This window comes from Streptomyces sp. NPDC031365 (assembly GCF_055569765.1).
In genome coordinates this window covers 1-15,196 of sequence record NZ_JBVIIM010000059.1, presented here as the reverse complement: position 1 = coordinate 15,196, position 15,196 = coordinate 1, and the positions used below count along the sequence as shown (strand labels likewise).

6 protein-coding genes are annotated in these 15,196 nt (G+C 72.9%); all 6 read left to right on the top strand.

Annotated features, from left to right (window positions below):
• The coding region (locus tag ACZ5C2_RS38070) for a type I polyketide synthase (RefSeq protein WP_468801483.1) at window positions 1–2,999 on the top strand (2,999 nt) is incomplete at its 5' end.
• Window positions 3,000–3,024: 25 nt separating this feature from the next.
• Window positions 3,025–4,239 carry a macrolide family glycosyltransferase gene (locus tag ACZ5C2_RS38065; RefSeq protein WP_468801481.1) on the top strand — a complete coding sequence of 405 codons (1,215 nt, stop codon included), beginning with the start codon at window positions 3,025–3,027 and terminating at the stop codon, window positions 4,237–4,239.
• A complete protein-coding gene (locus tag ACZ5C2_RS38060) occupies window positions 4,236–5,804 on the top strand; it encodes an FAD-dependent monooxygenase (protein ID WP_468801480.1) in 1,569 nt (522 codons plus the stop codon). Before ACZ5C2_RS38065 ends, ACZ5C2_RS38060 begins: the two co-directional genes overlap by 4 nt.
• Window positions 5,805–5,812: 8 nt before the next feature.
• Complete coding sequence (gene pabB, locus ACZ5C2_RS38055; RefSeq protein ID WP_468801478.1) at window positions 5,813–7,960, top strand: aminodeoxychorismate synthase; 2,148 nt, start codon at window positions 5,813–5,815, stop codon at window positions 7,958–7,960.
• The gene (locus ACZ5C2_RS38050) at window positions 7,957–9,153 is read left to right on the top strand and encodes a 4-hydroxybenzoate 3-monooxygenase (RefSeq protein ID WP_468801476.1); all 1,197 of its coding nucleotides are present in this window, start codon (window positions 7,957–7,959) and stop codon (window positions 9,151–9,153) included. The genes pabB and ACZ5C2_RS38050 overlap by 4 nt, the downstream gene beginning before the upstream one ends.
• Before the next feature lie 67 nt (window positions 9,154–9,220).
• On the top strand, window positions 9,221–15,196 hold a 5,976-nt coding region (locus tag ACZ5C2_RS38045), incomplete at its 3' end, for a type I polyketide synthase (RefSeq protein WP_468801474.1).

Sequence of the window (15,196 nt, the reverse complement as noted above, 5' to 3'; positions counted from 1 at the left end):
CGGGTGTGGGGGTGCTGGCCGCGGAGGGTGTGTCGCGGTACGTCGAGCTCGGGCCGGGTGGTGTCCTCACCGCCATGGCCCAGGACAGCCTCGACAGCCTCACCCAGGAGACGGACAGCAGCTCGGTCATCCACGGCTGCACCACGCTCCTGCGCCCCGACCGCTCCGAGGAGCAGGCCGTGGCTGAGGCGATGGGCACACTCTTCCTCTGGGACGTCTCCGTGGACTGGGCCGCCTACTACGGCCCGGGGATGACGGATGCCGTGGACCTGCCGGCCCGTCCGTTCCGGCGGGACCGCTGCTGGCCCCGGCCGGGGACCGGTCGGGGCGGGGAGAGCGGGGGCCATCCCCTGCTCGGTGCGCCGTTGCGCCTTGCTGATTCGGATGATCTGCTCTTCAGTGGCCGCGTCTCCGGGCGTACGCACCCCTGGGTGCTCGACCACACGGTGAACGGCACCGTCGTCCTCCCCGGCACCGCGTTCGTGGAGATCGCGCGGTACGCGGGCCACGAAGCGGAATGCCCGCACCTCGAAGAACTCACCGTGCTGGCGCCGCTGGTCCTGCCGGCCGGTGCGGCCGTGGACCTGCAGGTGACGGTGAGTCCGCTCGCCGACGCGGGCCGACGGTCCGTCACCCTTCACGCCCGGCCCGCCGCGGAACCGGAGGCTGACTGGACCCGCCATGCGGTGGGAGTCGTGACCGAGGTGAGCGAACCGGCGGTCGCGGACGTCCCGGGCCCCTGGCCGCCTGCCGGTTCCGAGCCGGTGGACGTCGAGGAGACCTATCGGCGCGCCGAGGTCATGGGCTTCGACTACGGCCCCGCGTTCCGCGGGCTGCGCCGGGCCTGGCGGCTCGGCAACCAGGTCTTCGCGGAAGTCCGCCTCGACGACGACGTCGCCCTGGACGCGGGCGGTCACGCCCTGCACCCGGCACTGCTCGACTCGGCCCTGCACACGGGCTTCGTCGACACGCCGGGAGCTTCCGACGTGGCGGGACGGCTCCCGTTCTCCTGGCAGGGACTCACGGTCCACCGGCCAGGGACGGCCGAGATCCGGGTCCGGCTCGACCGGCCCGGCGAGGACGAACTCGCCCTGCACATCGCGGACCGCGACGGCGAGCCCGTGGCCGTTCTCCGGTCCCTCAAGCTGCGCGGCATGGAGATTCCGGAACAGCAGAACCACCAGGGCTCGTTGCTGCGGGCCGGCTGGGAAGCGGTGCGGCACGACGAGGAGTTCACCGGGACCGTGGCGGTGGTGGGCGCCGGGGCGGCCACCACGGCCGACGCCCTGGCGGCCACGCGTCACCCGGACCTGGCGTCCCTGGAGGAGTCGCTCGAGTACCCCGACCTGGTGATCCGGTCCCTCGACGACGTGCTGCCGGCCGATGGTGCCGGTGACGACCCGGTCGGACGGACGAACGAAGCGGTGTGGCGGACCGCGACCCTGCTGCGGGAGTGGGCCGAGAGCACCCTCTACTCCACAGCCCGGCTGCTCCTCCTCGTCCCCCCGGCGAGGAGCGGCTCCCCGGCGGATACCGCCGTGCGCGCCCTGGTGCGCACCGCGCAGTCCGAGCACCCCGGCAGGATCGGCGTGCTGGAGAACGGGGACGACGCCCTGCCGCTACGCGTCGCCCTGACCGCACCTTATGAGGAACTGGCTCTGGTCGACGGGCAGCTGGTGACCCCCCGGCTCGTCCCCGCCCAGCCTGCCAGGACCAGGTCGGTGCCCCTGGGGGACGGCGCGGTGCTCGTCACCGGCGGCACCGGTGGACTCGGTGCCGTGGTCGCCGCCCACCTGGTGGCCCGGCACGGGGTGCGCGACCTCGTCCTGGTCAGCAGGGGCGCCTCGGAGCAGGAGCACGCCGCACTCGTCGCCCCCCTGCGTGAGTCGGGCGCCACCGTCACGCTCGCGGCCTGCGACGTCACCGACCGAGCCGCCCTCGAGACGGTGGTCGCCGGGCTGGGCCGGCCGCTGACCGCGGTGATCCACGCGGCGGGTGTCGTGGACGACGGGCCGCTCACCACGCTCACCCGGGAGCGGTTCGACCGTGTGATGCGCGTCAAGGCACAGGGCGCCCAGAACCTGCACGCCGTCACCGAGGGGCACGACCTGACGGCCTTCGTCCTCTTCTCGTCGGCGGCCGGAGTCTACGGCAGTCCGGGCCAGGCCAACTACGCGGCGGCCAACGGCTTCCTGGACGCCTTCGCGCAGTGGCGGCGCGGCCTCGGACTGCCCGCGCTCTCCCTCCAGTGGGGGCCGTGGGCGGAGAAGCGGGGACTGGCCGGGCGGCTCGGCGAGGACGCGATCGCCCGGATGGCCCGCCGCGGCACCGCGCCCCTGGATACCGGCGAGGCGCTGGCCCTCCTGGACGCCGCCCTCGCCTGGGCCGACGCTCCGGCCGCGTTGGCCGCAGTGCGGCAGACGTCGCCCGCCACCCGTCCCGGTCGGGCCACCCGTGGGCGTGGCACCGTCGGGCAGACGCCCAGCCGTTTCTCCGGCGAGCGGCTGCGGGGCGCGGACGAGGCGACCCGCAGGCGGCTGATCGCCGACCTCGTCACCCAGGAGACGGCGGCCGTGCTGGGGCACCGGAGCGGTGAACGGGTCGGCGTCGAGCGGTCCTTCCAGGAGCTGGGCCTGGACTCCCTGGCCGCCGTTGAACTGCGCAACCGGCTGAACGATCAGACCGGCCTGCGTCTGGGACCGGCACTGGTCTTCGACTTCCCCACGCCCGCCGCAGTCGCCGACCACCTCGCCGACGAACTGACGCCCACACAGGAGGTGCCGTCCCCGTCGATGATCCGCATCCTCGACCAGCTGGAGGCGGACCTGGGGACGGCTGAAGCCGGTTCGGCCACCGGGCGCTACGCCGAGCAACGCCTGCGGGCCCTGGTGGCGCTGCTGGACGGCAGGGCGGGCGGCTCCGACGCCTCCGCCTCCGACATCGGCGACGTCACCGACCAAGAGCTGTTCGACATCCTGGACGGAGAGATCGGGATCTGACCTGCGGGTCGCCCGGGGACCACTCATGGCACACATCGCATTCCTCAGCGTGGCCGCGCACGGCCATGTCTCGCCCACCTTCGGCATCGTCGAGGAACTCGTCGCACGAGGTCACGAGGTCACGTACTTCACCACGGGGTCTTTCGCCCCGCGTCTGGAATGCCTCGGGGCGACAGTCTGCCGCTACGACGTCGCCACCCCGCCGAACCAGTCGCCGCGCGCCTTCGTCGACAACGACCCGAGCGCGCTGCCGCTGTTCTTCCTCCAGGGCAGCGCGGACAGGGTCGCCCTGGCGGAGGAACGATTCGGTGTCCGCCCCCCGGACGCGGTCGTCTACGACAACACCGTTCCCTTCGCGGGCCGTGCCCTTGCGCGCAGGTGGGGCTGCCGGGCCGTCCAGTTCTTCCCCAGCATGGCGTCGAGCCGACGCTACGCGCTGATGGACGCGATGCTCGCACGCACCGGTCGCTCCGCGGCGTACGACGAAAACCAGGCGGAGTTCGGGCGGCGCCTGGGGGAGTACCTCGCCGCGCTGGGACTCGGCGGTGTCTCTCCCGAGGACTTCATGGACTTCGAGGAGGAACTCAACATCGCCTTCCTGCCCCGTGCGTTCCAGCCGGAGCAGGAGACCTTCGGCCCCCACTACCGGTTCGTCGGCCCCAGCCTCACCGGCCGGGCCGACGAAGGGGAATGGCAGCGGCCCGACGACGGCCGACCGGTCGTGTTCGTCTCGCTCGGTACCGTCTTCAACCAGGCCACCGACTTCTACCGTGCCTGTCTCGACGCCTTCGGGGGCACCGAGTTCCGGCTGGTGATGTCCGTCGGCGAGGACACCGACCCGGCGTCTCTGGGAGTTCTGCCGCCGAACGTCGAGGTGCACACGCGGGTCCCCCAGATGTCCGTGCTGAGGCAGGCCCGCCTGTTCGTCACCCACGGCGGGATGGGTTCGACGATGGAGGCGCTCGCCTTCGGAACGCCCCTCGTCGTGGTTCCCCAGATGGTCGAGCAGGAAATCGTCGCCGACCGGGTGGCGGAACTCGGCCTCGGCCTGCGGCTGGACCGGACGGCTTCCGGGGCGGTGCTCCTGGACGCCGTGCGCACGGTGCTCGGCGACACCGCTACCGCGGACCGCCTGTCACGTATGCGGGACCGGGTGGCGCAGGCGGGTGGCGCCCGCGCGGCGGCCGAGGCGATCGAACAGCATCTGCGCCACAGCGACCAGGAGGCGGCGGCGAAATGAGCACACCCGAGGTTCTCGTCGTCGGCGGCGGAGCCGTCGGCTCCCTGCTCGCCTGCGACCTGCTCGGCCAGGGGATCCGTGTCCGCATCGTCGAGCGCAGGCCCTCCCTCGACGACGGTGACCCGCACTCACGTGCCGTGATGATCTGGCCACGGATGCTGGAGCTCCTGGAGAAGACGGGCATCACCGAGGAACTCATCACCCGCGGCCGGCCGGCCCACGACGTCAGCTTCTTCGCCCAGGGCCGCCGTCTCGCGACGGTTCCCCTCCAGCACCTGGACGCCGCCCACCCGTTCGGTCTCGGAATCGACCAGCGTGAGCTGGAGGACCTCCTCCGCAAGCGCCTGGTCGAACTCGGCGGCGCCGTCGAGTGCGGCACCGAGCTCACCGGGCTCGACAACTCCGGTGAGCTGCCCCGGGTCACGCTCACGCGTCATGACGGCGCCACCGAGCAGATCGAGGTGCCCTGGCTCGCGGGCGCCGACGGCGCGGGCAGCCTCACCCGGCGGCTGCTGGACATCCACTACCCCGGCCTGCTCTTCCCCCTGGGCATCTCCCTCGGTGACTTCCCCGTCGAGGGACCGGTGGTCTCCGGCGTCGAGTACCACTACGCCCCGACCGGTCTGCTGCCGCTCGTGCACCTCCCTGACGGGGTCTGCCGTCTGGCCACCATCGTGACCCCGGACGAGGAGGACTGGGCCGACAGACCCCTCGCCGACTGGCAGGAGATGGTCGACCAGCGCTCGGCCCTGCCCTACCGGCTCGGCGAGGCGCTGTGGAAGCGCACCTACTTCCCGCGCCCCGGGGTGGCCGAGCGCTTCCGTGACGGAAGGGCCCTGCTCGTGGGCGACGCCGCCCACTCCGTGGTGCCGCTCGGCGGTCAGGGACTCAACCTGGGCCTCCAGGACGCCCTCAATCTCGGCTGGAAGCTCGCCGGCGTGGTGCGCGGCGCCTACGACGCGAGTCTTCTGGACACCTACGACAGGGAACGACGCGACGCCGTGGGACAGGTGCGGACCGTCATCCGCACCGAGATGGACCTCTCGGCCCCGCAGAGCCCGGAGGAGGCCGAGCGGCGGAACGAGACGCTGAGAGCCGCCGAGGCCTCCGGCTTCCTGCGCAAGGTCGTCGCTCCGCTGATGAGCCAGACCGGGCTGAGCTACGCCCAGCGTGACGAACCGCTGTGGCGGACGCCGCTCCACCGGCGTCTGGCGCCCGGCGACCGGGTCCCGTTCCACCACACGACCCGCCGTGACCCCGGCGCGCCGCTGCTCCCGCAAAGCGGCCACCTGGCGCTGTTGTGGCCCGGCGAGCACATCGGCCCGCAGTGGAGGGATCTCGCCGGTACGGCGGCCGCGACGATCAGGCCGCACGCCGCGGTGCACGACCTGGCCGCACTCGGCGACCGGATGCGCCGCGACCTGCTCGGCCGGTTCGGTCCCCGGGCGGTGATCGCGCTGGTGCGGCCCGACGGCCACCTCGAAGCCGTGGTTCCGGCCCATCGTGCCCAGGAATGCGTCGACCGGCTCGTCCGGCTCGCGCCCCGGCCCGACGGCAGGAAGTGAGTGAGCGCGTGCGTACCTTGCTGATCGACAACTATGACTCGTACACCTACAACCTGTTCCACCTCCTCGCACAGGTCAACGAGGAGGAGCCCGTCGTCCTGCCGAACGACACGGCCGACTTCCCGGACCTCGACGCGTACGACAACGTGGTGATCTCCCCAGGCCCCGGCCACCCCGGGCGGGCCCGCGATTTCGGCATCTCCACCGACGTGCTGCGCAAGGCCGCGGTGCCGGTGCTCGGGGTCTGCCTCGGCCATCAGGGACTGATCACCTCCGAAGGGGGCGCGGTGGTGCCGGCGCCCCAGGCACGCCACGGCCACGTGACGACAGTGAGGCATCAGGGCGACCCGTTCTTCGCCGGGATACCCGAGGAGTTCCGCGCCGTCCGTTACCACTCGCTGGCCGCCGGAGAGCCGCTGCCGGACGGACTCGAGGTCACCGCGCGTGCCGAGGACGGCGTCGTCATGGCGCTGCGCCACCGGCACCTGCCCCGCTGGGGGGTGCAGTTCCACCCGGAGTCCGTCGAAACCGAGTTCGGGCTGCGGATGATGTCCAACTTCCGCGACCTGACACGGCAGGACCAGCGTCTCACCGGACGTGCCGCCGCCGCGGTGACCTCCGGGCCCGCCCCGCGGACCCCCCGCCCGGTCCTCGGAGACACGGAGCGACGGCGCTATCGCCTGCACACGCGGGAACTCGCACACGCCGTCGACACCGAAGCGGCGTTCGACGCGCTCTACGCACGGTCCGCCGACGCCTTCTGGCTGGACAGCGCGCGCGTGGAGCAGGGCACCTCGCGCTTCTCCTTCCTGGGCGACGCTTCGGGTCCGCTTGCGGAGGTCGCGCGCTACTCGGTGGACAGCAAGGAGGTCCGGGTCGACTCCGCCGAACCCGCCATGCACCACGAGTCGGTCTTCGACTACCTGCGCCGAGAGCTGCGGCGCCGTGAGATCGACGCGCCCGAGCTGCCCTTCGACTTCACCGGAGGCTACGTCGGCTACCTCGGCTACGAGGTCAAGGCCGACTGCGGCTCGCCCAACGCGCACCAGGCATCCACACCCGACGCCGTGTGGCTGTTCGCCGACCGGTTCCTCGCCGTCGACCATGAGAAGGACCGCACCTGGGTCCTCGCCCTCAGCGCGGGCGGCGATCGTGAGCCGGACGCTGAGAGCTGGCTGGACGAGACTGCGGCCCTGCTGACGGACCTGCGCCCGCTTCCCGAGCCGCAGCCGGTGGAGGCCGCCGCCGTGGAACCCTTCCTGCGGCTCACCCGCCCCGCGTACACCGCGGCGGTCGACGCCTGCCAGGACTACCTGCTGCAGGGCGAGAGTTACGAGATCTGCCTGACCAACTCCGCTGAAGTGCCCGGCGGGGACGGGGGCTGGGAGACCTACCGCAGACTGCGACGGCTCAACCCCGCCCCCTACGCGGCCTTTCTGCGCCTCGGCGACATGGAGGTGGCCTGTTCCTCGCCCGAGCGCTTCCTGAAGATCGACCGCCAGGGCCTGGCCGAGACGAAGCCCATCAAAGGGACCACCCCCCGTGGAGCGACCCACGAGGAGGACGAGGCCATCCGCCGGGAACTGGTCCGCAGCACCAAGACCCGGGCCGAGAACCTGATGATCGTCGACCTGCTCCGCAACGACCTCGGCAGAGTCTGCGAGGTCGGCAGTGTCCAGGTGCCGGTGCTCATGGCGGCCGAGAGCTACGCCACCGTCCACCAGCTGGTGTCGACCGTCCAGGGACGTCTCACCGGGGACGGCGACACCGTCGACTGCGTGCAGGCCTGCTTTCCCGGCGGCTCGATGACGGGTGCGCCCAAGCTGCGCACCCTGGAGATCATCGCGTCCCTGGAACAGCGCGCCCGCGGCGTCTACTCCGGTTCCCTCGGCTTCCTGGCCTGCAACGGCAGCGCCGACCTCAACATCGTCATCCGCACCATGGTCCGCCGGCAGGACCGCTGGACGCTCGGGGCCGGAGGAGCCGTCGTGCTCGCCTCGGACCCGGACGACGAGTACGACGAGATGCTCCTGAAGGCCACCGCCTCCGCCCGCGCCTTGCGGATCACCGCCGGGGAAAGCGCCGGGGAAAGCGCCGAGGAGAGCGCCGAGGAGAGCGCCGCACACCGCGGCACGAGAGGACGTGACGGCACATGACCACCAGCGCGAGAACTCTGCGTACCCCGGTGTGTGTCATCGGCGCCGGCCCCTCGGGGCTGATCCTGTCCCGCCTGCTGAGACTCAACGGCATACCGTCCCTCGTCCTCGAGCGGCGCTCCCGCGCACACGTGGAGAAGCGGGTCAGAGCGGGGCTTCTGGAACAGGGCACCGTCGAGACGCTGCGCGAGGCGGAGGTGGCCGGGCGGCTCGACCGGGAGGGACTCGTTCACGAGGGCTTCGAATGGCGCCTCGACGGTGAGAAGCACCGGCTGGACTTCAAGGCCCTCAGCGGCGCCTCGGTGTGGATGTACGGCCAGCAGGAGGTCGTCAAGGACCTCCTCGCCGCCCGGGACGCCGACGGCGAGAGCGAGTATCTGCACTTCGGCGTCGATGACGTCCGCATCGCCTCGGTCACGGCCGACGGCGCCCGGGTGCTGTGCACGCTCGACGGCGTGCCCACGGAGGTCGAGTGCGAGTTCCTGGCCGGCTGCGACGGCTTCCACGGAGTCAGCCGTGCGGCCGTCCCGGCCGGTGACCGCGTGGAACTCGGCCACCGGTACCCGTTCGCCTGGCTCGGGGTGCTCGCGGCCGCGCCCCCGATGTCCCCCGAGCTGATCTACGCGGTCAGTGACCACGGCTTCGCCCTGCAGAGCATGCGCTCGAGCACGGTGAGCCGCCTCTACCTCCAGGTGGGGCCCGATGAGGGCATCGACGACCGCAGCGACGAGGAGATCTGGAGGGAACTGGACGCACGCCTCGCCGGCGGCACCGGTTCGCTTCCGACCGGCGAGATCCTGGAACGCGCCCTCGTCCCGCTGCGCAGCCATGTCACCGAGCCCATGCAGCACCGACGGCTGTTCCTGGTCGGCGACGCCGCGCACATCGTGCCGCCCAGCGCCGCCAAGGGCCTCAACCTCGCCGCAGAGGACGCCAGGCTGCTCGCCGAGGCGCTCACCTCCTGGTACCGGGCAGGCAACCGGGACGCACTGGACTCCTACTCGGACACCGCGCTCAGACGCGTGTGGCTCGGCCAGGAGTTCTCCGACCACATGACCACGCTTCTGCACGTGACCCCCGACGAGCCGCTCCTCGCGCGCAGACTTCGCCGCACGCGTTTCGACCGGCTGCTGACCTCCACGGCGGAGACCACGTCCTTCGCCCAGCAGTACACCGGCGTCGCGCGCCGCTGACCCACGCGCCGCGCCCACGCCCCGCCCCGGCGGTGATTCGACCTTGACCGACTGGAGTCCGCACGCCATGACAAACGAACAGAAGCTGCTCGACAACCTTCGGTGGGTCACGTCCGAACTGCACCGGACCAAGGAGAAGCTGCGCTCGGCGGAGGAGTCCGACCCGATCGCGATCGTCGGCATGGCCTGCCGCTACCCGGGAGGAGTGACCTCCCCCGAGGAACTCTGGCGGCTGGTCCTCGAAGGCCGCGACGCCGTCGGCCCGTTCCCCACCGACCGGGGCTGGGACCTCGACGCCGTCTACGACCCCGACCCCGACCGGCAGGGCACCTCATACGTCCGCGAGGGCGGCTTCCTCGAGGACGCCGCCCGCTTCGACGCCGCCTTCTTCGGGGTGTCCCCGCGTGAGGCCCTCGCCATGGACCCCCAGCAGCGGCTGCTGCTGGAAACCTCGTGGGAGGCCTTCGAGAAGGCCGGCATCGACCCGGAGACCGTGCGCGGCAGTCGTACCGGCGTCTTCGCCGGCATCATGCACCACGACTACGTCTCCCGCCTCGGCACCCTGCCCGAGGGCGTCGAGGTGTACGCGGGCAGCGGCAACGCCGCCAGCGTCGCCTCCGGGCGCATCGCCTACACCCTCGGACTGGAGGGACCGGCGGTCACCGTCGACACGGCCTGCTCCTCCTCGCTGGTCACACTGCACCTGGCCGCCCAGGCGTTGAGGCAGGGGGAGTGCACGCTGGCACTGGCCGGCGGTGTCACCGTGATGTCGACGCCCGACCTGTTCGTCGACTTCAGCCAGCAGCGGGGCCTCGCCGCCGACGGCCGCTGCAAACCCTTCGCGGCGGCGGCCGACGGCACCGGCTGGGGGGAGGGAGCCGCCATGCTCCTCCTGGAGCGGCTCTCCGACGCACGGGCCCACGGCCACCCGGTCCTCGCGGTGCTCAAGGGCTCCGCGGTGAACCAGGACGGGGCCAGCAGCGGACTGACGGTGCCCAACGGGCCGGCGCAGCAACGCGTGATCCAGCAGGCACTGGAGAGGGCCGGACTCACCCCCGACGACGTCGACGCGGTCGAGGCGCACGGCACCGGCACCGGCCTGGGCGACCCGATCGAGGCCAACGCCCTGCTGGCGGTCTACGGCCGGCAGCGACCGGAGCGGCGCCCGCTGTGGATCGGTTCCGTGAAGTCCAACATCGGACACACCCAGGCCGCGGCCGGCGCGGCCGGCATCATCAAGATGGTCATGGCCCTGCGCGCGGGTGTTCTGCCGCGCACCCTGCACCTCGACGAGCCCACCCCGCACGTCGACTGGAGCGCGGGCACCGTGCGCCTGCTGGCCGCGCGCACCGACTGGCCCGAGACCGGCCGCCCACGCCGCGCGGCCGTCTCCTCCTTCGGCATCAGCGGAACCAACGCCCACGTAGTGCTGGAACAGGCCACCGACGCCGACCAGCAACCGCGGGAGGTGTCCGGGCCCGGCGCGTCCCCCCGAAACGGCGCCGAATCCCGCGTCCCGCCCCTGTACGCGTGGACGCTGTCGGCGAGGACCCCGGAGGCCCTCCGCGGGCAGGCGCGCGCGCTGGCCGCCCACGACCAGGAGGCGGCCCCCGAGGACATCGCCCTCTCCCTGGCCACCACACGCACGTCCTTTCCCCGCCGAGCCGTCGTCCTGGGACGCTCCACGGCCGAACTCCGCACCGGGCTCACGGCGCTCGCCGACGGAGCCACGTCCCCCGGCCTCGTCGGACCCGGCGCCCCGCCGGCGCGCCCCGGGAGCCGCACCGCCTTCCTCTTCACCGGCCAGGGCTCCCAGCGCCCCGGCGCCGGGAGCGAACTGTACGCGGCCCACCCGGAGTTCGCCGCGTCGTTCGACGCCGTCCGTGCCCAGCTCGACCGGTACTTCGACACCCCCGTGAAGGACGTCGCGTTCGCCGAGCCGGGCAGCGAGCAGGCCGCGCTGCTGGAGCGCACCGACTACGCGCAGGCGGTGCTGTTCGCCCTGGAGGTCGCCCTCTTCCGGCTGACCGAGCACCAGGGCGTGCGCCCGGACGTCCTGCTCGGGCACTCCGTCGGAGAGATCGCCGCCGCCCACGTGGCCGGCGTGCTGTCGCTGCCGGATGCCTGTGCCCTGGTGGCGGCGCGGGGCACCCTGATGCAGGCACTGCCCGCGGGCGGTGCCATGCTGGCGGTCGAGGCCTCGGAGGACGACATCCGCCCCCTGCTGGCAGGCCGGCAGGACCAGCTCGACATCGCCGCGGTCAACGGACCGCGCGCCGTCGTGGTCTCCGGCGAGGCGACCGCCCTCGACCAACTCGCCGCCCGGCTCACCGCGTACCGCACCCGACGGCTGAAGGTCGGCCACGCCTTCCACTCACCGCTGATGGAACCGATGCTGGAACGGTTCCGCAACGTGGTGTCCCGGCTGCCCTTCCAGGATCCGGCCGTCCCCGTCGTCTCCAACGTCCACGGCCGGATCGCGGCCGCCGGAGAGTTGCGCGACCCCGAGTACTGGGTGCGGCACGTGCGCGAGGCTGTGCGCTACCACGACGGCGTCCGGGCACTGGTGGCCGACGGTGTCACCGCCTTCCTGGAACTCGGCCCGGACCCGGTCCTCTCCACGCTCGGTCAGGGCGGCGAGGACACGGCCGGTCCGTGCTGGACCGCGGTGCTGCGCCGCGACGAGGACGAGGTGCTCAGCCACGGCCGTGCCCTCGCGGCGCTGCACGTCCACGGAGTGCCCGTCGACTGGGCCGCCCGGTACGCCGGAGCGTCCCGGGTCGACCTGCCCACCTATGCCTTCCAGCGCGCGCGGTACTGGCTGCGCGCGGAAGACGATTCCGCCGACGTGGCGTCGGCGGGGCTCGACACCGTGCGGCATCCCCTGCTGCGCGCCGCCGTCCCGCTCGCGGACGACGACGCCTGGGTGTTCACCGGGCGCCTCGGCCCCGGCGCTCACCCCTGGACGGCGGACCATGTCGTGGACGGGGTGGCGCTGCTGCCCGGGACCGCCTTCGTGGAACTCGCGCTGCGTGCCGGAGACCGGGTGGGATGCCCACACCTGGAGGAACTCACCCTCGCCGTCCCGTTGGCCCTCCCCGAGCACGGCGAACTCCGCCTGCAGATGGCGGTGGGGAAGGCGGACGGCGTCGGCCGGCGCCCCGTGACCGTGTACGCGCGGCCGGCGGACGGCGACTGGACGCGGCACGCCGACGGCGTGCTCGCTCCGGCCGGGGCCGGGGCCGGAGCCGGAGCCGGAGCCGGAGCCGCCGGTCGTCCGGCACCGCCCTGGCCCCCGGCCGGAGCCCGCGAGACCGACCTGGACGACCGCGCCTCCGGCGCCGACGGTCTCCTGTACGGCCCCGCCTTCCAAGCGCTGCGCCGGGCCTGGACGCTGAACGGGGAGACTCTCGTCGAGGCCCGCCTCGACGAGACCACGGCACAGGGAGCCGGCCGGTTCGGTCTGCACCCCGCCCTCCTCGACTCCGTCCTGCAGGGCGTCGCCCTCGGCGACCTCCTGCCCGACGACGGGGCCCGTCGGCTGCCCTTCACGTTCCGCGACGTGACGCTCCACGCCTCGGGAGCGACGGAACTGCGGGCACGGCTGCACCGGGTCCGCGACGAGTCGGTCTCGCTCACCGCGGTCGACGCGGACGGCCTGCCCGTCCTCGACATCGGCGAACTCGTGCTGCGTCCGGTCGCGCCGGGTGACCTCGCCCCCCTTCCCGACGTGCTGTACCGGCTCGCCTGGGAACCCGTCCCCACCGTCACCCGGAACGCGCAGCAGGAGCCGACGGTCCTGTTCGACGTCGACACCTCGGGCGGAGTCCGGGATACCCTCCGACGGGTGCTGGCGGCCGTGCAGGAGGCACTCGCCGAACCGGACGGGCCGCGCACGGTGTTCGTCACCCGGGGAGCGGTCGGCCCGGGCGCGGACTCCGACCCGGCCGGTGCTGCGGCCTGGGGGCTCGTCCGCTCCGCGCAGTCCGAGCACCCGGGCCGCTTCGGCCTGCTCGACACCGACGGCTCACTCGACGCCACCTTGGTCGCGACAGCCGGTGAACCCCAGTCTGCGGTGCGCGCCGGTACGGTGACCGTGCCCCGGCTGATCCGGGCAGGCCGTCCCTCAGGGCGACCAGCGGGAGACGCGCCCGAGGATGCGCCCCCCGCGACCGCGGGCAGCTTCGGTTTCGACGGGACGGTCCTGGTCACCGGGGGCCTGGGCACGCTCGGCAGGGCAGTGGCCCGCCATCTGGTGACCGCTCACGGCGTGCGTGCGCTCCTGCTCGTCGGCCGGAGCACGGGAGCCCCGGGCGTGGCCGAGGAACTGACCGCCGAACTCACCGCACTGGGCGCCATGTCGGTCCGCGTCGAGTCCTGCGACGTGGCCGACCGCGACGCACTGGCCCGACTCCTCGCCACGATCCCCGGCCACAGCCCGCTCCGCGGCGTGGTGCACGCGGCCGGAGTGCTCGACGACGGGGTGGTGCAGACCCTCACCCCCGCGCGTCTCGACGTCGTGCTGCGGCCCAAGGCGGAGGCCGCACACCACCTGCACGAACTGACCGAGGGTCTTGGCCTGACCGCGTTCGTGCTGTTCTCCTCCGCGGCCGCGATCCTCGGCGCGCCGGGACAGGCCGCCTACGCCGCCGCCAATTCCTTCCTCGACGCCCTGGCCGTCCACCGCCGCGCACAGGGGCTGCCCGCGCTGTCCCTGGCCTGGGGCATGTGGGCCGAGCGCAGTGCCATGACCGGCGGGCTGGGCGACGCCGAGTGGCGACGGATGACACGCGGCGGCATGTCGCCGCTGGCCACCGACGAGGCACTGGCGCTCTTCGACGCGGCCCTCGTCGGGGACGAGGCCGTGCTCTGCCCGATGAGACTGGACCATGCGGCACTGGCGGCTGCTCCCCGGACGCCGCCCGTACTCCGGGCGCTCGTTCAGGCGCCCACGACGGACCGGCCGGCCGCCGCCGGCGGCGTGTCCGGCGGGGGCGACGCGACGGGGGGCGAGACCGGCACCCCGTTCACCCGGCGGCTCGTGACACTCGACGCCGAGGAGCAGGAGCGGGCGCTGCTCGACCTGATCGGCGCCGAGGTCGTCTCCGTCCTCGGCCGCAACGCCGGGGAGGCGCCCCGCTCCACCCAGGTGTTCAAGGACCTCGGTTTCGACTCCCTCACCGCGGTCGAACTCCGCAACCGGCTCAGCGCCGCCACCGGCCTTCGCCTGCCCGCCACGCTCGCCTTCGACCGGCCGACCCCCGGCGCCCTCGCCGCGGACCTGCGGGAACGGCTGCTCGGCAAGGCCGGCGCGGTACCGGTACCCGGACCGAACCCGGCGGAGGGCACGCCGGACCCGACCGACGACCCCGTGGTCATCGTGGGGATGGGCTGCCGCTTCCCCGGCGGAGTGCGGTCCCCTGAGGACCTGTGGCGGCTGGTGCGGGACGAGACCGACGCCATCGGCGGTTTCCCCACGGACCGTGGCTGGGACCTCGGCTCACTCTTCCATCCGGACCCGGACAACGTGGGCACCACCTACGTCGACGAGGCCGGCTTCCTCGACGGCGCCGCCGAGTTCGACCCCGCGCTCTTCGGCATCTCGCCCCGCGAGGCCCTGGCGATGGACCCGCAGCAGCGCCTGCTGCTCGAGACGTCCTGGGAAACCTTCGAGAACGCGGGAATCCCCCCGCACCGCCTGCACGGCAGCCGCACCGGTGTCTTCGCCGGCGTGATGTATCACGACTACGCCAACCTGGTCGCCGGGGAACCGGGCGTCGAGGGCTACGCCGGCAACGGCAGTGCGGGCAGCGTCGCCTCCGGCCGTATCGCCTACGCGTTCGGCCTGGAAGGACCGGCGGTCACCGTCGACACGGCCTGTTCCTCCTCCCTGGTCGCGCTCCATCTGGCGAGCCAGGCACTGCGCGAGGGCGAATGCTCCCTCGCTCTCGCGGGTGGTGTGACGGTCATGTCGACGCCCGCGTCTTTTGTGGAGTTCTCGCGGCAGCGGGGTCTTGCGGCTGATGGGCGGTGCAAGCCGTTT

What these genes read in the sequence shown, in the direction of transcription:
- ACZ5C2_RS38060 (WP_468801480.1), top strand. Translation starts at nt 4,236, where the DNA reads ATGAGCACACCCGAGGTTCTCGTCGTCGGCGGCGGAGCCGTCGGCTCC.
- ACZ5C2_RS38065 (WP_468801481.1), top strand. Translation starts at nt 3,025, where the DNA reads ATGGCACACATCGCATTCCTCAGCGTGGCCGCGCACGGCCATGTCTCG.
- ACZ5C2_RS38050 (WP_468801476.1), top strand. Translation starts at nt 7,957, where the DNA reads ATGACCACCAGCGCGAGAACTCTGCGTACCCCGGTGTGTGTCATCGGC.